This is a genomic window from Streptomyces auratus, assembly GCF_050433025.1.
Lineage (GTDB): Bacteria > Actinomycetota > Actinomycetes > Streptomycetales > Streptomycetaceae > Streptomyces > Streptomyces sioyaensis.
Genome location: NZ_JBNGCB010000001.1, coordinates 2,887,892 through 2,908,582, shown reverse-complemented (window position 1 = coordinate 2,908,582; position 20,691 = coordinate 2,887,892). Strand labels below are relative to the sequence as shown.

Below are 20,691 nucleotides of genomic sequence, written 5' to 3'. Positions count from 1 at the left end.
CAGCGGAGGCAACTGTCTGGCCGATGGCCTCTGGTGGCTCGGTGGCCTCCGGTGCCGCGGGTGGCCAGCGGGCTTGGCTGCCCTCCTGCCTTCCGTCCCTACCCCCAAGCCCCTCTCAACCGGTCATAGGCCTCCGCCGTCGCGCCCGCCCGGTCCAGGGTGTCGAGGGCGGCGCCCAGGACCGGTGGGGCGGTGACCACCCGTGGGACGGCCTTCGGGGCGCGCGCGGAAAGGAGTTGGGTGATGCGGTCGTCGAGGAGGGGGTGGCGGGCGGCGAGGACGCCGCCGCCGAGGATCACGGGGGCGGGCTCGTCGAGCAGGCCGAGGCGCTGCAGGGCGACGGTGGCCATCAGGGCGACCTCCTCGGCCTGGCGGGCCACGAGGGTGCGGGCCACGGCGTCCCCGGAGGCCGCGACGGCGAAGAGCACCGGGACCAGTTCGTGGCGGCGGTGGCCGGGGAGGGCGCGGAGGTGGAGTGCCTCGATCAGCTCCGGCATGGTCGCCAGCCCGAAGTGCGCGGGCAGGGCGCGGACCAGCTCGGTCGGTGCGCCGCGGCCGTCCTCGGCGCGGGCGGCGGACCACAGCGCCTCGTCCGCGAGGTGCGAACCGCCGCCCCAGTCACCGGAGATGCGGCCGACGGCGGGGAAGCGGGCTCTGGCCCCGCCGTGCCCGAGTCCGGCGCAGTTGATGCCGGCTCCGCACACCACGGCGACGCCCAGCGGCTCCGCGTCGTCCGGCAGCCCGGCCCGCAGCAGGGCGAAGGTGTCATTGCGGACGGAGACCGTGTGCGCCCAGCCGCGGCCGGCGAGCTCGGCGGTCAGGTCCGCCTCTTCGGAAGGGAGATCGGCGTTGGCGAGAAAGGCGGAGAGATGCCCGACGGGGCCGGTGAGCCCGGCCTGTTCCGTGACCGAGGCCACCAGGGGCGCCAGCACGTCGACCGCCCGCCCGGCGCCCACCCGCGGGGGCTGGAAGCCGCCGCCGCGCGCTGCCCCGAGCAGGCTGCCGTCCGTGGCCACCAGCGCCACCTCGGTCTTGGTGTTGCCCGCGTCGACGGCGAGCGCCGTGCCGGTCAGGCCCATGGGAGGTGGTCCCGGTTGTGCGCGATCAGCTCGTCGGCGAGCCGGTCCGCGTGGTCGCTCTGGCCGATGAGCGGGTGGGCGAGGAGGGCGGCGAACACGGCCTTGCGCCCGGCGGCCCGGCCGGCGTTCCGGCCGTCCCTGCCCAGCAGGGCCGCCTCCAGGGCGAGGTGTTCATAGGCGGTGACATGAGCGACCAGCCCGGCGTACTGCGGTTCCAGGGGGCGTACGGGGAGCGGCGCGGCGCCCGTCGGGTCCACGGTCGCGGGGGCCTCGATCACCGCGTCGTCGGGCAGGAACGGCAGGGTGCCGGAGTTGTGGGTGTTGACGACGTGGGTGCCGCCGGGGCCGCCCAGCAGAGAGGAGGTCAGCGCGACCGCGGCTTCGGAGTAGTAGGCGCCGCCGCGCCGGGAGAGGAGGTCCGGCTTCTCGTCGAGAGCCGGGTCGCCGTACATACCGAGCAGCTGTTGTTCGAGGGCGGCGACCTGGGCCGCGCGGGAGGGCTTGGTGCGCAGCTCCCGTACGACGGCGTCATGCCGGTAGTAGTAGCGAAGGTAGGAGGAGGGGAGGACGCCGAGATGGTCGAGGAGGGGGCGGGGCAGGTGCAGTGTCCCGGCGAGGGCGTCGCCGTGCTCCGCCAGCAGCCGGGGCAGGACGTCCTCGCCCGCGACGCGCACCGCGCGCTCCCAGGTGAGGTGGTTGAGGCCGATGTGTTCCAGCTCGACCTGCTCGGGCGACACGTCCAGCAGCCCGGCGATGGTGCGCTGGAGGCCGATGGCGACATTGCACAGCCCGACGGCCCGGTGGCCATGGGTCAGCAGCGCCCTGGTGACGATGCCGACGGGGTTGGTGAAGTCGACGATCCAGGCGCCGGGGTTGCGGCGGCGCACCCGCTCGGCGATGTCGAGCACGACGGGCACGGTGCGCAGTGCCTTGGCGAGACCGCCGGCGCCGGTTGTCTCCTGGCCGACGCAGCCGCACTCCAGCGGCCAGGTCTCGTCCTGGAGGCGGGCGGCCTGACCGCCGACCCGCAGTTGCAGCAGCACGGCGTCCGCGCCGTCGATACCGGCGTCCAGGTCACCGGTCCAGGAGATCCGGCCGGGGTGTCCCTGCCGGACGAAGATCCGCCGGGCCAGGCCGCCCACCACCTCCAGCCGGCCGGCGTCCGGGTCGACGAGGACGAGCTCCTCCAGCGGCAGGACGTCACGCAACCGCGCGAAGCCGTCGATCAGTTCGGGGGTGTAGGTCGAGCCGCCACCGACCACGGCGAGCTTGCGGCGGCGGCCTGGGGTGCGTTCCTGGGGAGACGGCATAGCGGATCAGCCCTTCACTCCGGTGAGCGTGACGCCTTCGACGAAGGCCTTCTGTGCGAGGAAGAAAGGGGGCGTGGCAAAAGGGGGCGTGACAAGCAGTGCCGGTGGTGCCGGTGGTGCCGTCGGACGCGGGCGCTGCGGGCCGGGGCGTCGCATGCCGCGCAGTGGTCAGCCGGTGCGGAACACCGCCTCCCGGGCCTGTGCCAGCGCCGTCCGCAGTGCGCCGAGGAGAATCGGATCGCCGTCGAGACGGCTGAGCCGCAGGACGGGGCGGGGCAGCGCAAGGCCGGTGAACTCCGCCTCGACCAGGGCGCGCAGCGCCTCCCCGCCGGCCTGCGGCACCGCGCCGGAGAGCACCACCAGCCCCGGATCGACGACCGCGACCACGGCCGCGAGCCCGGTCGCCAGCCGCCGCGCGACCACGGCGCGTACCGCGTCGTGTGCCAGTGCCCCGGCGACCGTACGCACCTCGGGATCCGACTCCCGGCCCAGCGCGCGCACGCTCGGCGCGCCGACCAGCCGCTGGAAGCCGCCGCCGGCGTCGGCCCGTGCGGCGCTGCGGTGGCCGCCCCGGGACAACGGGGCGCCGGGCAGCGGCAGATAGCCGATCTCGCCGGCGCCGCCGGTGGCTCCGTGCAGCAGCCGCCCGCCCAGTACGAGCGCGGCGCCGATCCCCTCGTCGACCCACACCAGGACGAAGTCGTCGACGCCTTGCGCGGCCCCGTCGTACTGCTCGGCGACCGCCGCCAGATTCACATCGTTCTCGACGGTGACCGGCATCCCCAGCGCCTCGGCCAGCTCTTCCTGCGGCGCGTGCGACGCCAGGCCCGGCAGATGCGGCGCATAGCGCAGCCGCCCGGTCCGCGGGTCCAGTGCGCCGGGTGTGCCGATCACCGCGCAGTGCAGCCGGTCCCTCCCCAGCCCCGCCTTGGCCAGCGCCCCGTCGACCGCCCGCGCGGCCAACTGCGCCGTACGGTGCGGTGCCTTCGTGCCCACGGCCTCGGCGCTCACCCATTCCTCGCCGAGCAGCCGCCCGGTGATGTCGGCGACCGCGGCGGTGACCCCCAGCCCGTCGACGGACAGCGCGGCGACCTGCGCCGCCGCCGGGTTGATCTCGTACAACTGCGCACTGGGCCCCGGCCGCCCGGTCACGCTCCCCGTCGTCCGCACCAGCCCCGCGGCCGCCAGCCGCGCCAGCAACTGCGAGGCGGTGGGCTTGGACAGCCCGGTCAGCTCCCCGATCCGGGTACGGGTCAACGGCCCCTGCGACACCAGCAGATCGAGCGCGGCCCGGTCGTTCATGGCCCGCAGCACCCGCGGCGTCCCGGGAGTTCCGCGTGCCTGCGGCCCACCGGCCATGACCGTCACCCCGCTCACCGGGTGTCCGGGAGGCCCGGCCACCGCGTCGCTGCCGAGAAAGCTGTGCCGAGAAGTCTGTTGGGAAACCTTCCCATCGCTCCCCAGGAACGTAGGCAGGGGACGGAAAGGCGTCAATGGGGCGGGCACGGTGAGCTGCCGTCCCCGGGTGCCGCCCCGCGCGAGACAGCGAACGGGAGCGCGAAAAGGGGCGTACCGGCGGTCACCGGTACGCCCCTTCGCGGTCTGCGGCCGCGGCCCCGGCCGGGCTACTTTCCCGTCTTCGGGGGCGCCGCGAGCGGTTCCGCCGCCAGCGACTGCGGGGACGACGGGTTGTTGAGCACCGAGGGGGCGGCGACGCCGGCGGTGGGGTCCGGGGTCTCCTCGGTCTCCTCCTCGGGCAGTGGGCGCGGGGCGAGGTGGACGCCCGCGGCGTCCAGGGCGCGCTTGATGCGCCAGCGCAGTTCGCGCTCCACTCCGGCGGCCTTGCCCGGCATGGTCCGGGCCGCGACGCTGATGGTGACCGTGTCCAGGTGCACCTCGCTCAGGCCGAGGACCTCCACCGGCTCCCACAACTGCTCGTTCCAGGGCTCGGCCTTGGACATCTCCTCACCGGCGGCGGTGATGGTGTCGCGGGCGCGCTCCAGGTCCTGGTCGGAGGCGATCACCACATCGACGGTGGCCGTGGACCAGCCCTGGCTGAGGTTGCCGATCCGCTTGACCTCGCCATTGCGTATGTACCAGATCGCGCCGTTGGGGCCGCGCAGCTTGGTGACGCGCAGGCCGACCTCGATGACCGTGCCGTTGGCCACCCCCGCGTCGATCTCGTCGCCGACGCCGTACTGGTCCTCCAGGATCATGAAGACCCCGGAGAGGAAGTCGGTGACGAGGTTGCGGGCGCCGAAACCGATGGCGACACCGGCCACACCGGCGCTCGCCAGCAGCGGCGCCAGGTTGATCTCCAGGACGGACAGCACCGTCAGCGCGGCCGTGCCCATGATCACAAAGGAGGCGACGCTGCGCAGCACCGAGCCGATGGCCTCGGAGCGCTGCCGGCGGCGCTCGGCGTTGACCAGCAGTCCGCCCAGCGCGGTGCCCTGGGCGGCGGCCGCAGTGCGGTTCATCCGCTCGATGAGCTTGGTGATAGTGCGCCGGATCACATGCCGCAGCACCACCGCGATCACGATGATCAGCAGGATCTTCAGGCCGGACGTGAGCCACGTCCCCCAGTTCTCCTCGACCCAGCCGGCGGCGTTGGTGGCCTTCTGCGTGGCCTCGTCCAGCGAGGTCGGGCCGTTTGAGCCCGGTGTGGCGGCGCGCAGGGACGCACCGGTGACCGGCGAAGCGGACCAGAACACAGTCGAACCTTCCGTGTGGGACAGCAGGCCCGGACCGCGGGGGTCCCCGGGGAACCGGGCAGACCAACCACACTAACGGGGCAACGAGGGCAGTCCGTGCCCTTGTTCGACAGGCCACAATTTGGCGAGGCCGGATTGCGCCTGGTCGAGCGGGCCGTGCGCGGGTGTGGTGGAAAACACCTCCGGCCCGTTACTCGGTCATGGTGGCGCTCCGACCAGGCACCGGGGGACACTGTGGGGAGATCGTCCCGGCGCGAGCCACGCGCCGCCGGCGTACAAGGAGGCACCCGTGCCGCATGTCCTGGTCCTCAATGCGTCGTACGAGCCGCTCGGCGTCGTACCGCTCCGCCGCGCGCTCATCCTCGTGCTCAATGAGAAAGCTGTCAGTCTCGAGGAGTCCGGCGCCCTGATGCACAGCGCGACCCATGTCATCCCCGCTCCGAGTGTGGTCCGCTTGAAGCGGTTTGTGCGGGTGCCCTTTCGCGGCCCCGTCCCCCTGACCCGCCGGGCGCTGTTCGCCCGTGACGGCGGGCGCTGTATGTACTGCGGTGGCGTCGCAACCAGCGTCGACCACGTCATCCCGCGCAGCCGCGGAGGTCAGCACACCTGGGAGAACGTCGTCGCCGCCTGCCGGCGCTGCAATCACGTCAAGGCCGACCGCCATGTCGCCGAGATCGGCTGGCGACTACGGCATCAGCCCGCCCCGCCGTCAGGACTGGCGTGGCGGATCATCGGTACGGGCCATCGCGACCCGCGCTGGCTGCCGTATTTGCAGCCGTACGGCGCGGATGACGCCCTGGCCCGGATCGACGCCGTATCGGCGTAGGTCCGGGTTTTTCCGTCCGGGGCAGTGCCGCCGGACGGAACGCTCCGTCCGGGGCGGGTGCCGCCGGGCCCCTGCCGCCACGGTCCACACCGCGGCGGCAGGGGCCCGGCGGCATGACCGGCCACGATCCCCGCGGCGGACGGCTCAGTGCTGCGGCTCGACCGCGTAGGCCTCCACCGACCACAGCGAGTAGCCGAAGCGGGTGGCCCGCTTGTCGCCCTGGATGCGGACGAACCGCGCGTCCTTGGCGTCCATCCGGACCGACTCCCGGCCGCCCTTGCCGTCGCGGACCGTGGCCGCCGTGCGCCAGCTGCGGCCGTCCGGCGAGACCTGGATGCGGTATTGGGCGGCGTAGGCGTCCTGCCAGGTCAGGACGAGCCGGCCCAGCCGGGTCGGATGGGCCAGCGCGAACTGCAGCCAGGCGCCGTCCTCGGCGGGCGAGGACCAGCGCGTCTTCGGGTTGCCGTCGGTGGCCGCCGAGGCCGGGAAGTCGGCCGTCTCGTCCCCGGAGGAGGTGGCGACGGTGCCGCGCGCCAGATCCTTGCCGCCGGTGCGCGGATAGACCCGCACGGTCAGCGTCTGCTCCTCGCCCCGGTAGTCCACCGGGATCTGGTACGTCCCGGAGCGGGTGCCCTCGGGCACGTCGACGGCGATACGGACCGTGGCCGTGCCGCCACGCGGTGCGGTGACCTCCTGCGGCGCATGCACGGTGAAGCCCTTGGGCGCCTTCACCGTCAGCTTCTCGCGGACGTCGCCGGGGCGCCGGGAGAAGATCCGGGCGTCCACCGTCGCACTGCCGCCGGGCGGCGCGTCCAGCTCCTTGCGGGACAGTTCGAGTCCGGCCGGCGGGGTGTCGTCGAACCACGGGGTGAGCGCGTGCACGGACGGCGCGTCCGCGCCCTTCGCCCAGGTCAGCCGGACCGCGTCGGCGCGCAGCCGGGGGGTGCGGGACTCGGTCCAGCCCGTGGGGGAGAGGGCGTCGAGGCGGCGCCAGCCCTCGCCCGGGACATGCGCCTCCAGGGAAACGGCGCCCGCGCCCGGGCCCGGTTCGGTCAGCGCGGTGACCGCGGCCAGCCGGCGGGCCCGCTCGAAGGGGACCGTGAGGGACGTCGAGCCGGCGCCGTCGTCCGGCCGGGGGGCGTCGTGCCGGGCCCCGGTCCAGGCGTCGGCCTCGGCCATCGCCCGCTGGAGGAAGGGGGCCAGCACCCCCTTGCCGACGGTCGCCGGGCTGCGCCCGAGCACCGTGCGCAGCCGCTGCACCTCGCGCTGGGCCGACCAGGCGGCGTCGCCGTCGTCGCGGGCCTGTGCCATGAGCGTGTCCACGGCGAGTTCGCCGGCGCTTCCGTAGCGGGCCAGCTGCTCGGCCCACGGCCGGATCTCGGCGGCCAGATCGGAGTGCAGGTTTCGCGGCGCGGTGCTCATGGTGTGGAACGCGGCCCGCAGCGCCTTGGCGGCGTCGGCGAGGTCCGCGTCCCGGCCGGGCCGGCCGTGGTTGGTCGCCGCCTCGCGGGCCTTCCAGAAGCGGTCGATCAGCTGCTGGACGTACCCCGACTCGTCCCCGTCCAGCAGGGAGGACGAATCGTTGCCGGCCAGCGCGTGCAGCGCCGCCCGGGCCCGCGGATCGCCGCCCGCCAGATCGTCGACGGCCGCGGCCCAGGACTCCGCCGGGCGGTAGTCGTGCGGGTTCCAGGCGTAGTCGGCGGCCGTGAACAGCGGGATGCGCGAGGCGAGCGGCTGCTGCATGGCATTGGCCAGCAGCGCCGTGGAGCCGGTGGTGACGGCCGGCTCCCGGCCGCGGTAGGGGCCGAGGAAGATCCGGTCCTGGGCGTAGTCGTTGACCGGGTAGTTGTCCATGGTGACCAGCGGGTGGCCCAACGCCTGGCGGGCGGCGGACAGTTCCCCGCCGGTGATGGTCCGCGGGACCACTCCCACGCCGGTCCAGGCCACCTCCACCCGGTCGCCGAGCGCATCGGACAGCGCACCGCGGTACGGCGTCGAGCCGTCCTGGTAGTACTCGGTCGGCATCAGCGACAGCGGCGCCGACCCGGGGTGGCGCCGCGCCAGGTGGTCGGCGAGCGCGTTGGCGACCCGGGCCTGCGCCTTCGCCGCGGCCTGCGGGCCGGTGCCGAAGGCGTCCCGGTCCGCGTCGCAGTGCCATTCGCTGTAGCTGACGTCCTGGAACTGCAGCTGGAAGGAGCGCACCCCCAGCGCCCACATCGCGTCCACCTTGCGCCGCAGCGCCCGCAGGTCCTCCTCGGAGGAGAAGCACATCGCCTGGCCGGGGGCGAGGGCCCAGCCCAGCGTGACGTGGTTGGCCCGGGCCCGCTCGGCCAGCGCCCGGAAGTCGGCGCGCTGCGCGGCCGGGTAGGGCTCGCGCCACTGGGCCTGCCGGTACGGATCGTCACCGGGCGCGTACAGATAGCGGTTCTGCTTGGTGCGTCCCATGAAGTCCAGCTGGGCCAGCCGCTGCGGCCGGCTCCAGGGCTGCCCGAAGAACCCCTCGGTGGTGCCGCGCACCACCGTGCCGGGCCAGTCCCGTACGGCGACCGAGGCCAGCTGCCGCCCGCCGCCCGCCCCATCGGTGACCAACTGCCGCAGCGTCTGCGCGGCATGGAAGAGCCCGTCCGGGCCGACGCCGTCCATGGCGACGGTGTCCCGGCCCGCGACCCGGCCCGCGGCCAGGCGGTAGCCGCCGGAGGGCAGATCCCCGCGGGCCGGCACCCGCAGCGCCCGCAGCGCGTCCGTGGCCTGCTCGCCGCCGACCCGGAACACCGGCCCGGCCGCGGGCAGCCGGTCGCCGGGCGCGAGCGTGTCGACCGTGGTGACCCCGGCGTCGCGCAGCAGCCCGCGCAGCACGTCCAGCGCATACGGGTCGGTGTCCGGCTCCGCCACCAGCGCCGCCCGGTCGCCCAGCGGTACGGCGTCGCCGAGTTCCTGCAAAGACTGCGGGCGCGGCCAGACGGCCGGCGTCGCTCCCGCTCCGGCCGGGCGGTCCGGCCGGTCGGGCGTGCCGATGGCGGGGTCCGCAGGCGCCGCCTGGGCGCTGGGTACCCCGCCGAGCAGACCCCCGATGACGGCCGCGGCCAGCGCAGTGGTCCCCGCCACCCGTGCCCGGGCGCCCGCGCCGCTCTCCCCGCCCCTACCGATTCTTCCGACGCTCCATCCGCCCCGGCCTCGCACGGCTGCTCCTCGTCCCGTCCCTCACGTACCGGCCTGCCGCCGGCGCCCCGTTCCCCGTTGTCCCCCCGCCGGCGCCTCTTCGGGCAGTCCCTCGGCGGTGAGCCCACCATTGTGGCGGTGAGGGTGTCAACCGGGCCATGGCGGGGTGCCGCAAGGCCCGGCACGGGCGGGTTTCGGCCGGTGGGGCGGGCGGCTCTGCGGGGGTCCGCAGGTCCGCAGAACTTGCGGTGCGGGGCCCGCTTCCTCCGCGTTCTCTGCGCCCCTCGGTGTTCCCCGCGGTGAAATTGCCTGCGTGAGGCATAATGTGACGTGGGTCACGTTTCGTGAGCAGATGCGTCTGCGATCGTGTCGAGTGGGTAGGGCCCACGTGTCCCACTACCGATGAACGGGAGGCCCTCAGTGGCCGCATCCGCTCAACTGCTCCTCGACGCTCTGTCCTCGAAACCGGGAGGTGCGGCGATGGAGTCCGACATGTACGACGGGGTGTCCGACCCCGATTCCGGGCTGGACGGCTCCGGATCCTTCAGCTTCGTCGAGCCGCCCCTGACCAGCGAGCCCCCGCTCGCCGACGCAGCGCCCCTGACCAGCGAGGTCCCGATCGCCGCCGAGCTGCCGCTGACCAGCGAGCCGACGGCCGCCGGTATGGGCACGGAGTCCATGGAGGTCTGAGGACCCATGGGTCGCGCGCGGCTCGCCCGGCTGCACGGCATCGCCACGTCCTACGAACCCGCACCGGGCAGAAGCGTCCAGATCACCGACGACACCGTCGTCGCCGTGCTCGCCGCTCTGGGAGTCGACGCCTCGACTCCGCACGCCGTCCGTACCGCCCTGGCCGCCCGCGCGGAGGCCGCGCACGCGGCCCTGCTGCCGCGCACCGTCGTCGCCCGGCCGGCCCGGCCGCCCGACCTCACGGGTCTCCCCGAAGGCAGCGTCCTTGGGGTGGAGACCGAGGGCGGCGCGGCACAGGAGCTGGGGGCGCCCGATCCGGCGGCCCTCGCCCGGCTGCCCCTGGGCATCCATGTGCTGCATGCGCACAGCCCGGACGGCCGGACTGCCCGTGCCTCGCTGATCGTCGCGCCCGACCGGGTGCCCGTACCACCCCGCCGCAGCCACGGCTTCCTGGTGCAGCTCTACTCCCTGCTGTCCCGGCAGTCCTGGGGCATGGGCGACCTCGGGGACCTCGCCGACCTCGCCGCCTGGTCCGGGCGCGCCCTGGGCACCGGCTTCGTCCAGCTCAACCCGCTGCACGCGGCCGTCCCCGGCCCGCCCACCGACCCGTCCCCCTACCGGCCCTCCTCGCGCCGCTTCCCCGACCCGGTCCATCTGCGGATCGAGCACATCCCGGAGTACGCCCACCTCACCGGCGCCGCGCGCTTACGGGCCGACGGGCTGGCCGCGCGGGCGGCCGCGCTGCGGGCCGGGGTGCTCGAAGGGGGCGCGCTGATCGACCGGGACGCCGTCTGGGCACTCAAGCGCGAGGCCCTGGAGCTGCTGTGGAAGGTCCCGCTCGGCCCGGGCCGGCGGGCCGAATACTGCGACTTCCTCGCCGAGCAGGGCCAGGCCCTGGAGGACCACGCCACCTGGTGCGCGATCGCCGAGCGGCACGGCCCCAACTGGCGCGGCTGGCCCGCCGGGCTGCGGGAGCCGCGGGCCGCGGGGGTCGCCCGGCTGCGGCCGCAGCTGCTGGACCGGATCGACTTCCACTGCCGGCTCGCCTGGTTCACCGATCAGCAGCTGGCCGGTGCGCAACGGGCCGCGCGGGAGGCCGGGATGGGCATCGGGCTGGTGCACGACCTCGCCGTCGGTGTCCACCCCTCCGGCGCCGACACCTGGGCCCAGCAGGACGCCTTCGCCGCCGGGATGTCCATCGGGGCGCCGCCGGACGCCTTCAACGCCCGCGGCCAGGACTGGGGGTTGCCGCCCTGGCGCCCGGACGCCCTGGCCGCCGCGGGCTACGCCCCCTATCGCGAGCTGCTGCGCCAGCTGCTGCGGCACGCCGGAGCGCTGCGGATCGACCATGTCATGGGGCTGTTCCGCCTGTGGTGGGTCCCGGAGGGCCGGCCCCCGACGGACGGCGCCTACGTCCGCTACGACGGCGAGGCGATGCTGTCGGTGCTGGCCCTGGAGGCACACCGCGCGGGCGCCGCGGTGATCGGTGAGGACCTGGGCACCGTCGAGCCGGGCGTCCGCGGTGCGCTCGCCGAACGGGGCGTCCTGGGCACCTCCGTGCTGTGGTTCGAGCGGGACTACGGGGAGCCGGCACCGGAAGCCGCTGCGGCGCCCGCTCCGACGTCCGCTTCGTCGTCCGCTTCTGCGCCCGCTCCGGAATCCGCCGCCCCCGCCCGCATCCTGGCGCCCGAGGAGTGGCGCAGCGCCTGTCTCGCCACCGTCACCACGCACGATCTGCCGCCCACCGCGGCCCGGCTGACCGGTGAGGACGTCGCGCTGCGTGAGCGGCTCGGACTGCTCGCCGGGCCACCGGAGCGGGAGCGCTCCCGCGCCAGGTACGAACTCACCGAGTGGCTGCGGGAGTTGGCCCGGCGCGGGCTGCTGCCGGAGGGGGCGGGCGACGAGGAGGGGGCGGTCCGGGCCGTCCACCGTTTTCTGCTGCGCACCCCGGCGCGGATGATCGGCGTCTGGCTGCCCGATGCGGTGGGGGACCGCCGCCCGCAGAACCTCCCCGGGACATGGGACGAATACCCGAACTGGCGCGTACCGATCTCTGGTCCCGACGGACGCCCGCACACCCTGGAGGAGCTGGCGGCCTCGCCCCGACTCCACGCGCTGATGCGGGAGTTGTCGGACGGGCAGTATTAGGGGGGTGTCTCTTCGACGGCGAACGCCCCAAGTGCGGGCGTCCGGGCCCGGGCCCTGGACCTTCGACCGGATCGGGCTCGCCGAGGACATCCGGTACGGGCAGGGGGTCGAGCGGTTCACCGTCGAGGCGCGGACCGGCGGGACGTGGACGGCGATCGCCGACGGCACCACCATCGGGCACCGCAGGATCCTCGCGCTGCCGCGGCCGGTGACCGCCGATGCCGTGCGGGTCTCCGTCCGCGCATCCCGGTCCGGCTCGCGCCGGTGACACTGCACCGGAGCCGGGCCGCGGGAGGGTGGGCGCCCGCGGAGCCGGCCGGGGCGGCCGGTTGCCCCACCCCGGGCGCGCGGGGCGGCAAGGCGTCCGATACGTTGACTTCGTGAGCAACAAGGTCAATAAGAATGTCCTGCGCGCCGGAACCATCACCGCCGGCACCGCGCTGATGCTGCTGATGTCGTCCCCCGCGTTTGCGCTCACCCGCGACGACGGTGACGACCCGGGTCCGGGCCTGAGTGTGATCCAGACGCTCGGCCTCTATGTCGCTGCACCCATCGTGCTCTTCCTGATCATCGCCGGACTGGTCGTGGCGGGCGACCGGCCCCGCAAGCAGGCCAAGTCCAAGAGCTGACGCCGGGCACCACAGCGACGCCTCCCAGGGCGCCCAACGGTCACAAAGACCGAGGGGCGCCCTTTGTCGTACCCGGATATTTGCGCAGGTGAAAAAGGGGTTGCGAGGCGGCTATCGCGCGATTTTCGCCTGATTTGCGGGGGCGCAATGTTTAACCGGCCCTAACCTACGATGACGTAACCTACGCAGCCGTAGGTCAAACCTACGGCCCCGTAGGTCGTCGTCCCCCAGGAGTTCCCCCGTGACCATCGCCCCCGCCCGCCATAACGGAGAGCGCGGCCAGACCGCATGGAGCGACGCCCAGCTGCTCTATGCACTCGAAGAGGTCGTCGAAAAGGAACTCAACCGGCATCTGAAGATCGCCAAGGACTGGATGCCGCACGAGTACGTCCCGTGGAGCGACGGGCGGAACTTCGCCGGCGTTCTGGAGGACGGTGAGCCCTGGGCCCCCGAGCAGTCCAAGGTCAGCGACATCGGCCGGATCGCGCTGGTGGTCAACCTCCTCACCGAGGACAACCTCCCCAGCTACCACCACGAGATCGCCACCCTCTTCGGCCGGGACGGCGCCTGGGGTACCTGGGTGCACCGCTGGACCGCCGAGGAGGGCCGGCACGGCATCGTGATGCGGGACTACCTGCTCACCAGCCGGGCCGTCGACCCGGACGAGCTGGAGCGGTTCCGCATGGCGCACATGTCGGAGGGCTTCGAGTCGGACAACTCGCACAGCATGCTGCACTCGGTGGCGTACGTCGCCTTCCAGGAGCTGGCCACCCGGATCTCGCACCGCAACACCGGCCACCACTCCGGTGACCCGGTCTGCGACCGGATGCTGGCCCGGATCGCCACCGACGAGAACCTCCACATGGTCTTCTACCGCAACCTCCTGGGTGCGGCCTTCGAGCTGGCGCCCGACCAGACGATGTGCGCGGTGCGCGATGTCGTCACCGGCTTCCGGATGCCCGGCCACGGCATGCCCGGCTTCGAGCGGTCGGCGGCCCGGATGGCCATCGGCGGCATCTACAACCTGCGCATCCACCACGACGATGTGCTGCAGCCGGTGCTGCGCTTTCTGAAGGTGCTGGAGATCGGCGGCCTGGGCCCGGCCGGTCTCGCGGCGCAGGAGGAGCTGGGGCTGTACATGGACGGCCTGGACGGCCAGGCGCGGAAGTTCGACGAGCGTCAGGCGGCCATCCTCGCGCGCCGCGAGGCCAACCGCCGCTGAACCTGCCGGTCCGCTCCGCGTCGCCGCCCGTGGCGGCGGTGGCCGGGGCGGCGGATGCGTACGCTGCCCGCATGGCCGACTGGGACCTCAAGAAGCTGCACATCCTGCGCACCCTCCAGGAGCGGGGCACGGTCACCGCGACCGCCGAGGCGCTGCACATGACGCCCTCGGCGGTCTCGCAGCAGCTGACCGGGCTGGCCAGGGCGCTCGGGGTGACGCTGCTGGAGGCGCACGGCCGGCGGGTGCGGCTGACCGACGCCGCACAGCTGGTGCTGCGGCACGCCGAGGCGGTCTTCGCCGAGCTGGAGCGCGCGGACGCGGAGCTGCTCGGCCATCTCAGGGGCGAGGCGGGCCAGGTGCGGGTCGGGGCGTTCGCCACCGCCATCCCCGCGCTGGTGGTGCCCGCCGTCCAGGAGCTGCGCCGCAGCCACCCCGGGCTGTCGGTCGTCGTACGGGAGGCCGAGGCGGAGGCCGCGTACGAGCTGCTGGCACACGGCAGCGTCGATCTGGCGCTGTCCCTGGCGGCGCACGCCCCCACCCCGCGCGACCTGCGGTTCAGCCGGGTCTCGCTGCTGGCCGACCCACTGGACGTGGCGCTGCCGGCCGGCCACCGGCTGGCGGCCGTGCCGGGGCTGCGGCTGGCCGACCTGGCGGACGAGCCCTGGATCTTCGGCAGCAGTGGCCCCTGGTCGCAGATCACCACCACCGTCTGTGAAAGCGCCGGCTTCGTGCCCGAGCAGGCGCACGCGGCCGCCGACTGGAGCGCGATCTGGGCGATGGTCGCGGCGGGGATGGGGGTCGCGCTGGTGCCCCGGATGGCGATGGCGGGCGGCATCGGCGGTGCGGGGGAGGGCCGCCCGGCAGGAGAGAGCGGCGCCCGGGAGGCTGCCGGCGGCGTGGCGCTGCGGGTGCTGCGGGCCGACCGGCCGCGCCGGCATGTGATCGCCGCCGTCCGGCGCGGTGCGGAAGGGGCGCCGGGTCTCGCCCGCGTGCTGGCGGCGCTGCGGCAGGCGGCCGCCGCCCAGACACCGGAGGACCCGACCGTTCAGCCAGACTGAACGTATTCCTCAAAAACTTTCGATGGACCTGAGGGGTGGCCCGCTGCGACGGTGGAGTGGTCCGCTCCTTCGGCCACGTCGAAAGGCCACGATGTCCAGCCTCCCTGCCGGCAGCCACGATCCGCACGCGAACGACGCCGCCCCGTACGGCGGGGGAGATCCCTACGCCGACTACCGCGGCGGGGACTTCCCCTTCACCTCGCTCGTCGACCTCGCCGACCGCCGGCTCGGCGCCGGGGTGATCGCCGCGAACGACGAGTTCTTCGCCGAGCGGGAGAATCTGCTGACGCCGACTCCGGCGGTCTTCGACCCCGAGCGCTTCGGCCACAAGGGCAAGATCATGGACGGCTGGGAGACCCGGCGCCGCCGCGGCGCCGACGCCGACCACCCCTTCCCGGCCGACCACGAGCACGACTGGGCGCTGATCCGCCTCGCCGCCCCCGGCGTGATCCGCGGCATCGTCGTCGACACCGCCCACTTCCGCGGCAACTACCCGCAGCAGATATCCGTCGAGGCCACCGCGCTGCCCGGCAGCCCCGGCCCCGAGGAACTGCTCGCCGACGACGTGACGTGGGAGGAGCTGGTCCCGCGCACGCCGGTCCGCGGCCACGCCGCCAACGGCTTCGCGGTCGACGCCGAGCGCCGCTTCACCCACCTCCGCCTCAAGCAGCACCCCGACGGCGGCATCGCCCGCCTGCGGGTGCACGGCGAGGTCGTACCGGACCCGGAGTGGCTCGACGTGCTCGGCACCCTCGACCTGGCCTCCGTGCTGCACGGCGGCACCGTCGAGGACGCCTCCGACCGCTTCTACTCCTCGCCGACCCAGCTCATCCGGCCCGATCTGTCCCGCAAGATGGACGACGGCTGGGAGAACCGCCGCCGCCGGGTCAAGGGCACCCACGACTGGGTGCGCTTCCGCCTCGCCGCCCGGGGCGAGATCCGCGCCGTCGAGATCGACACCGCCTACCTCAAGGGCAACTCCGCGGGCTGGGCGGCGCTGTACGGCTGCGACGCGGAATCGGCCGACCCGGCGGACGAGTCGGCCTGGTTCGAGATCCTGCCGCGCACCACGCTGCAGCCCGACACCCCGCACCGCTTCCGGCTGCCGAGGGCCGTCATCGCCACCCATGTCCGGCTGGACGTCTTCCCCGACGGCGGTCTCGCCCGGCTGCGGCTGCACGGCGAACTCACCGCAACCGGCCGCGCCGCGCTCGTCCGCCGCTTCGACGAGCTGAGCGACTGAGCCGCGGCCCCGCACACCGCAGACGACGGGCCCCCACCGCACCGGCGGTGGGGGCCCGTTAGGGGCAACCGGGCTGCTTACGCCGCCGCGTCCGCCGCCTGCGCCTTGAGCGCCCGCTCGATCCCGGCCCGCGACTCGGTGATCAGCCGGCGCAGCGCGGCGCTCGGCTCGGCCGAGGCCAGCCAGGCGTCCGTCGCGTCCAGCGTCTCCTGCGAGACCTGGAGCGCCGGGTAGAGCCCCACCACGATCTGCTGGGCCATCTCGTGGCTGCGGGAGTTCCAGATGTCCTTCACCGCGTCGAAGTACTTCGCGGTGTACGACGCCAGCAGCTCCCGCTGGTCGGACTGCACGAAGCCGCCGATGACGGCCTCCTGCACGGCGTTGGGCAGCCGGTCGGACTCCACGACCGAGGCCCAGGCCTCGGCCTTGGCCCGGTCGGTCGGCCGCGCCGCGCGCGCCGTCGCGGCATGCCGCTCGCCCGCCGAGGTCTTGTCCCGCTCCAGCTCCGCCGCGATGGCCTTCTCGTCCGCCCGGCCGGTGGCGGCCAGCCGCTGCACCAGCGACCAGCGCAGCTCGGTGTCCACGGCCAGCCCGGAGATCTCCTCCGTACCGTCCAACAAGCCCTGGAGCAGGTCCAGTTGCTCGTCGGTACGGGCCGAAGCGGCGAACGCACGGGCCCAGGCCAGCTGGTGGTCGCTGCCCGCCTCGGCCGCCCGCAGCTGCTCCAGGGTCTCCGCGGTCCAGGCCGCCAGGCCCGTCTCGCGCCACTCCGGGGCCGCGTACAGGTCCAGCGCCAGCTTCACCTGGCGGTGCAGCGACTGGACCACGCCGATGTCCGACTCCTTGCCGATGCCGGAGCGCACCAGCGCGAGGTAGTCACGGGCGGGGAGTTCGGCGTCCCGCGTCATGTCCCAGGCCGACGCCCACGACAGGGCACGCGGCAGCGACTCGGCGAAGTCCCCGAGGTGCTCGGTGACGACCTTCAGCGACTCCTCGTCCAGCCGGACCTTGGCGTACGACAGATCGTCGTCGTTGAGGAGGAAGACGGCGGGCCGCCGGGTGCCGGCCAGCTGCGGTACGGGGGTCAGCGCACCGTCCACGTCCAGCTCGATCCGCCCGGTACGCACCAGCTTGCCGTCCGTCAGCTCGTACGAGCCGATCGCGATGCGGTGCGGCCGCAGCACGCCACGCGGCGGAGCCGCATCATCGGACACCGAGCCCTTGGCGCCCGGCGGCAGCGCCGGAGCCTCCTGCTTCACCGCGAAGGAGGTGATCACGCCCTGGGCGTCCACCTCGATCTCCGGCCGCAGGATGTTGATCCCCGCGGTCTCCAGCCACTTCTTCGACCAGGTCTTCAGATCCCGCCCGCTGGTCTCCTCCAGCGCACCGAGCAGATCCGACAGCCGGGTGTTCTTGAAGGCATGCGCCTTGAAGTAGGCCTGCACGCCCTGGAAGAACTCGTCCATGCCGACGTAGGCGACCAGCTGCTTGAGGACGCTGGCGCCCTTGGCGTAGGTGATGCCGTCGAAGTTGACCAGCACGTCGTCGAGGTCGTTGATCTCGGCCATGATCGGGTGGGTCGACGGCAGCTGGTCCTGCCGGTAGGCCCAGGTCTTCATGGAGTTGGCGAACGTCGTCCAGGAGTGCGGCCACTTCGAGCCCGGGGCGTAGGCCTGGCAGGCGATCGAGGTGTAGGTGGCGAACGACTCGTTCAGCCACAGGTCGTTCCACCACTCCATGGTGACCAGGTCGCCGAACCACATGTGCGCCAGCTCGTGCAGGATCGTCTCCGCGCGCACCTCGTACGCCGCGTCCGTCACCTTCGACCGGAAGACGTACTGGTCGCGGATGGTCACCGCGCCCGCGTTCTCCATCGCGCCGGCGTTGAACTCCGGCACGAAGAGCTGGTCGTACTTCGCGAACGGGTAGGCGTAGTCGAACTTCTCCTGGAACCACTCGAAGCCCTGCCGGGTGACCTCGAAGATCTGCTCCGCGTCGAGGTGCTCGGCCAGCGACGGGCGGCAGTAGATACCCAGCGGCACCGACCGCCCGTCCTTCTCGTAGGTGCTGTGCACGCTGTGGTACGGACCGGCGATCAGCGCCGTGATGTAGGTCGAGATACGCGGCGTCGGCGCGAAGCGCCAGACGTTGTCGCGGGGCTCCGGCGTCGGAGAGTTGGAGATCACCGTCCAGCCCTCCGGGGCCTTCACGGTGAACTGGAACGTCGCCTTCAGATCGGGCTGCTCGAACGATGCATAGACCCGCCGCGCGTCCGGCACCTCGAACTGGGTGTAGAGATAGGCCTGCTGGTCCACCGGGTCGACAAAACGGTGCAGCCCCTCACCGGTGTTGGTGTAGGCGCAGTCCGCCACGACCCGCAACTCGTTCCGGCCGGCCCGCAGCCCGGTCAGCGCGATCCGCGAGTCCTTGAACACCTCGCCCGCATCGAGCGCCTCGCCGTTGAGCCGCACCTCGTGCACGGCCGGCGCGACCAGGTCGATGAAGGAGTCCGCGCCCGCCTCGGCCGAGTCGAACCGCACCGTGGTCACGGACCGGAACGTGCCGTGGCCGCCGCCGTCCGCGTCTCCCCCCTCCTGCGCGCCGGAGAGGTCGAGATCGATCTCATACGCGTCCACGGTCAGCAGGCGTGCCCGCTGCTGCGCCTCGTCGCGGGTCAGATTCGTGCCAGGCACCCGTACGTCTCCTTCGCATTGGTCATTGCATCGGAAGTTTCGGCCATCCTTCCATGTGGGCGGGGGGTGCCGAGGGGGGATATCCGAGGTGGCACAGTGGTAGCTACGTGGGTAGCATCGAGGTATGAAGATTAGTGTGAGCCTGCCTCAGGAGGACCTCGCCTTCGTCGACGAGTACGCAACGAGAACGGAGGCGGAGTCCCGGTCCGCCGTGATACACGCCGCCATCGAACTGCTGCGTGCCGCGGAACTCGAATCGGAGTACACCGAGGCGTTCGAGGAGTGGGACGCCAGCGAGGATGCGGCGCTCTGGGACCGGACGAGCGGGGATGGGCTTGCCGATGAGGCGCGGTGACGTCCACATGATCGATCTGGAGCCGGCGCGCGGCAGTGAGGCCAACAAGACCCGCCCGGCCGTGATCGTGTCCAACAACGGCGCCAATCAGTCGGTCGAGAGCAACCGTCGGGGGGTGGTCACGGTCGTTCCCCTGTCGTCGAACACCTCGCGTGTCCTGACGTTCCAGGTGTTCCTCGGCGCCGAGGAGTGCCGTCTGCCCAAGGACTCCAAGGCCCAGTGCGAACAGGTCCGCGCCGTCACTGTGGAGCGCGTGCGCCAAAGGGTCGGCTCGGTGCCCAGACAGCGCATGGTGGAGATCGACGTCGCGCTCCGGCGGCATCTGGCGCTCTGAACGGACCGCCGGGCACGCCGCCCGAAAAGCGCGGGTGCCCGTACGGAGGCTGACTCCGTACGGGCACCCGGCAATGTGGTGCGAGCCGTGCGGTCAGCCGCGCAGCTCGGCCGCGACCAGCTCCGCGATCTGGACGGCGTTCAGCGCCGCGCCCTTGCGGAGGTTGTCGTTGGAGACGAACAGCGACAGGCCGTTCTCGGCGGTCTCGTCGGTGCGGATCCGGCCCACGAAGGACGCGTCCTGGCCGGCGGCCTGGAGCGGGGTGGGCACGTCGGAGAGGGTGACGCCGGGGGCGCCGGCCAGCAGCTCCTGGGCGCGGGCGGGGCTGATCGGACGCGCGAAGCGGGCGTTGACCTGCAGCGAGTGGCCGGTGAAGACCGGGACGCGGACGCAGGTGCCGGCCACCTTCAGGTCCGGGATCTCCAGGATCTTGCGGCTCTCGTGGCGGAGCTTCTGCTCCTCGTCGGTCTCGTTCAGCCCGTCGTCGACGATCGAGCCGGCCATCGGCAGCACATTGAAGGCGATGGGGCGGACGTACGTGTCCGGCGCGGGGAACTCCACGGCCGAGCCGTCGTGGGTCAGCTTGGTGGCGTCCTGCTCGACGGCCTTGCGGACCTGGCCGTCCAGCTCCTCCACACCGGCCAGACCGCTGCCGGAGACCGCCTGGTAGGTGGCGACGACCAGCGAGACCAGACCGGCCTCGTCGTGCAGCGGGCGCAGCACCGGCATGGCGGCCATGGTGGTGCAGTTCGGGTTGGCGATGATCCCCTTGGGGCGCTCGGTGATCGCCGACGGGTTGACCTCGGAGACGACCAGCGGGACCTCGGGGTCACGACGCCAGGCCGAGGAGTTGTCGATCACGACCGGGCCGGCGTCGGCGACCTTCTCCGCCAGTGCCTTGGAGGTGGCACCGCCGGCCGAGAAGATCACGATGTCCAGCGCCGAGTAGTCGGCGGTGGCCGCGTCCTCGACGGTGATCTCGGTGTCCTGCCAGGGCAGCGTACGTCCGGCGGACCGGGCCGAAGCGAACAGCCGCAGCTGCTCGACCGGGAAATTCCGCTCGGCGAGGATGCCCCGCACCACACCGCCGACCTGTCCGGTGGCTCCGACGATTCCGATCCTCATGGGACTCCTTCTTTCTGGCCTGGCTCGGGTGTCTGCTCGGAACACCTGCTCAGTAGTGCCTCCATCATGTGTGTGACACCCGTCGCCTTGTCCAATCCGTTCCATT

Annotated in this window: 17 protein-coding genes and 1 pseudogene; 10 read left to right on the top strand and 8 right to left on the bottom strand. The window is 73.1% G+C overall.

Features of this window, described 5'->3' with window-relative positions; translation table 11 throughout:
- Positions 1–98: 98 nt before the first annotated feature.
- The 5 genes and pseudogenes from BKA18_RS12560 to BKA18_RS12540 form a co-directional block, all read right to left on the bottom strand.
- Positions 99–1,079 carry an N-acetylglucosamine kinase gene (locus tag BKA18_RS12560; protein ID WP_366043219.1) on the bottom strand — a complete coding sequence of 327 codons (981 nt, stop codon included), beginning with the start codon at positions 1,077–1,079 and terminating at the stop codon, positions 99–101.
- A complete protein-coding gene (locus BKA18_RS12555) occupies positions 1,070–2,389 on the bottom strand; it encodes a 6-phospho-beta-glucosidase (protein WP_366043218.1) in 1,320 nt (439 codons plus the stop codon). The genes BKA18_RS12560 and BKA18_RS12555 overlap by 10 nt, the downstream gene beginning before the upstream one ends.
- Before the next feature lie 6 nt (positions 2,390–2,395).
- Positions 2,396–2,500 (bottom strand): annotated as a pseudogene (locus tag BKA18_RS12550) (carbohydrate ABC transporter permease); the annotation flags it as partial.
- 57 nt (positions 2,501–2,557) lie between these two features.
- Positions 2,558–3,748, bottom strand: coding sequence for an ROK family protein (locus BKA18_RS12545; RefSeq protein ID WP_429638321.1), 1,191 nt, complete (start codon positions 3,746–3,748; stop codon positions 2,558–2,560).
- Between the two features lie 266 nt (positions 3,749–4,014).
- Positions 4,015–5,103: a mechanosensitive ion channel family protein gene (locus tag BKA18_RS12540; protein ID WP_366043217.1), complete on the bottom strand. Its 1,089-nt coding sequence runs from the start codon at positions 5,101–5,103 to the stop codon at positions 4,015–4,017.
- Positions 5,104–5,392: 289 nt separating this feature from the next.
- On the opposite strand from BKA18_RS12540, the gene BKA18_RS12535 reads away from it, so the two are divergent.
- Entirely contained in the window at positions 5,393–5,929 is a 537-nt protein-coding gene (locus tag BKA18_RS12535; RefSeq protein WP_006605595.1) for an HNH endonuclease, read from the top strand.
- 144 nt (positions 5,930–6,073) lie between these two features.
- On the opposite strand, the gene BKA18_RS12530 is transcribed toward BKA18_RS12535, so the two are convergent.
- Positions 6,074–9,034 (bottom strand): beta-N-acetylglucosaminidase domain-containing protein, encoded by a 2,961-nt coding sequence (locus BKA18_RS12530; protein ID WP_366043215.1) that lies wholly within the window; start codon positions 9,032–9,034, stop codon positions 6,074–6,076.
- Positions 9,035–9,508: 474 nt separating this feature from the next.
- Between BKA18_RS12530 and BKA18_RS12525 the strand changes: the two genes are divergently transcribed.
- The 7 genes from BKA18_RS12525 to alc all read left to right on the top strand — a co-directional run bounded on the left by BKA18_RS12525 (position 9,509) and on the right by alc (position 16,078).
- Positions 9,509–9,778 carry a hypothetical protein gene (locus tag BKA18_RS12525; protein ID WP_040899264.1) on the top strand — a complete coding sequence of 90 codons (270 nt, stop codon included), beginning with the start codon at positions 9,509–9,511 and terminating at the stop codon, positions 9,776–9,778.
- A gap of 6 nt (positions 9,779–9,784) precedes the next feature.
- Positions 9,785–11,926 carry a 4-alpha-glucanotransferase gene (malQ, locus tag BKA18_RS12520; protein WP_366043214.1) on the top strand — a complete coding sequence of 714 codons (2,142 nt, stop codon included), beginning with the start codon at positions 9,785–9,787 and terminating at the stop codon, positions 11,924–11,926.
- Between the two features lie 4 nt (positions 11,927–11,930).
- Entirely contained in the window at positions 11,931–12,194 is a 264-nt protein-coding gene (locus BKA18_RS12515) for a hypothetical protein (RefSeq protein ID WP_429638320.1), read from the top strand.
- Between the two features lie 112 nt (positions 12,195–12,306).
- On the top strand, positions 12,307–12,555 hold the full coding sequence (locus BKA18_RS12510; RefSeq protein ID WP_366043213.1) for a hypothetical protein: 249 nt from the start codon (positions 12,307–12,309) through the stop codon (positions 12,553–12,555).
- Between the two features lie 241 nt (positions 12,556–12,796).
- Positions 12,797–13,777 (top strand): acyl-ACP desaturase, encoded by a 981-nt coding sequence (locus tag BKA18_RS12505; RefSeq protein ID WP_366043212.1) that lies wholly within the window; start codon positions 12,797–12,799, stop codon positions 13,775–13,777.
- A 71-nt stretch (positions 13,778–13,848) separates the two neighbouring features.
- Positions 13,849–14,835: a LysR family transcriptional regulator gene (locus tag BKA18_RS12500; protein ID WP_366043211.1), complete on the top strand. Its 987-nt coding sequence runs from the start codon at positions 13,849–13,851 to the stop codon at positions 14,833–14,835.
- 91 nt (positions 14,836–14,926) lie between these two features.
- Positions 14,927–16,078 carry an allantoicase gene (gene alc / locus BKA18_RS12495; RefSeq protein ID WP_366043210.1) on the top strand — a complete coding sequence of 384 codons (1,152 nt, stop codon included), beginning with the start codon at positions 14,927–14,929 and terminating at the stop codon, positions 16,076–16,078.
- A 77-nt stretch (positions 16,079–16,155) separates the two neighbouring features.
- Here the strand turns inward: alc and pepN are convergent, their stop codons facing one another.
- The gene (pepN, locus tag BKA18_RS12490) at positions 16,156–18,771 is read right to left on the bottom strand and encodes an aminopeptidase N (protein ID WP_366043209.1); all 2,616 of its coding nucleotides are present in this window, start codon (positions 18,769–18,771) and stop codon (positions 16,156–16,158) included.
- 124 nt (positions 18,772–18,895) lie between these two features.
- On the opposite strand from pepN, the gene BKA18_RS12485 reads away from it, so the two are divergent.
- Together BKA18_RS12485 and BKA18_RS12480 are read left to right on the top strand one after the other, a co-directional pair.
- Complete coding sequence (locus tag BKA18_RS12485; protein WP_006605605.1) at positions 18,896–19,126, top strand: ribbon-helix-helix domain-containing protein; 231 nt, start codon at positions 18,896–18,898, stop codon at positions 19,124–19,126.
- Between the two features lie 7 nt (positions 19,127–19,133).
- Positions 19,134–19,460, top strand: a complete 327-nt coding sequence (locus BKA18_RS12480; protein WP_429638319.1) for a type II toxin-antitoxin system PemK/MazF family toxin — start codon at positions 19,134–19,136, stop codon at positions 19,458–19,460.
- A 93-nt stretch (positions 19,461–19,553) separates the two neighbouring features.
- On the opposite strand, the gene BKA18_RS12475 is transcribed toward BKA18_RS12480, so the two are convergent.
- A complete protein-coding gene (locus tag BKA18_RS12475; RefSeq protein ID WP_366043207.1) occupies positions 19,554–20,585 on the bottom strand; it encodes an aspartate-semialdehyde dehydrogenase in 1,032 nt (343 codons plus the stop codon).
- Positions 20,586–20,691 lie beyond the last annotated feature (106 nt).

Excerpts from the sequence above, each read along its gene's own strand:
- alc (WP_366043210.1), top strand. The coding sequence starts at position 14,927 with ATGTCCAGCCTCCCTGCCGGCAGCCACGATCCGCACGCGAACGACGCC.
- BKA18_RS12500 (WP_366043211.1), top strand. The coding sequence starts at position 13,849 with ATGGCCGACTGGGACCTCAAGAAGCTGCACATCCTGCGCACCCTCCAG.
- BKA18_RS12485 (WP_006605605.1), top strand. The coding sequence starts at position 18,896 with ATGAAGATTAGTGTGAGCCTGCCTCAGGAGGACCTCGCCTTCGTCGAC.
- BKA18_RS12555 (WP_366043218.1), bottom strand. The coding sequence starts at position 2,389 with ATGCCGTCTCCCCAGGAACGCACCCCAGGCCGCCGCCGCAAGCTCGCC.
- malQ (WP_366043214.1), top strand. The coding sequence starts at position 9,785 with ATGGGTCGCGCGCGGCTCGCCCGGCTGCACGGCATCGCCACGTCCTAC.
- BKA18_RS12560 (WP_366043219.1), bottom strand. The coding sequence starts at position 1,079 with ATGGGCCTGACCGGCACGGCGCTCGCCGTCGACGCGGGCAACACCAAG.
- BKA18_RS12545 (WP_429638321.1), bottom strand. The coding sequence starts at position 3,748 with ATGGCCGGTGGGCCGCAGGCACGCGGAACTCCCGGGACGCCGCGGGTG.
- BKA18_RS12480 (WP_429638319.1), top strand. The coding sequence starts at position 19,134 with ATGATCGATCTGGAGCCGGCGCGCGGCAGTGAGGCCAACAAGACCCGC.
- BKA18_RS12475 (WP_366043207.1), bottom strand. The coding sequence starts at position 20,585 with ATGAGGATCGGAATCGTCGGAGCCACCGGACAGGTCGGCGGTGTGGTG.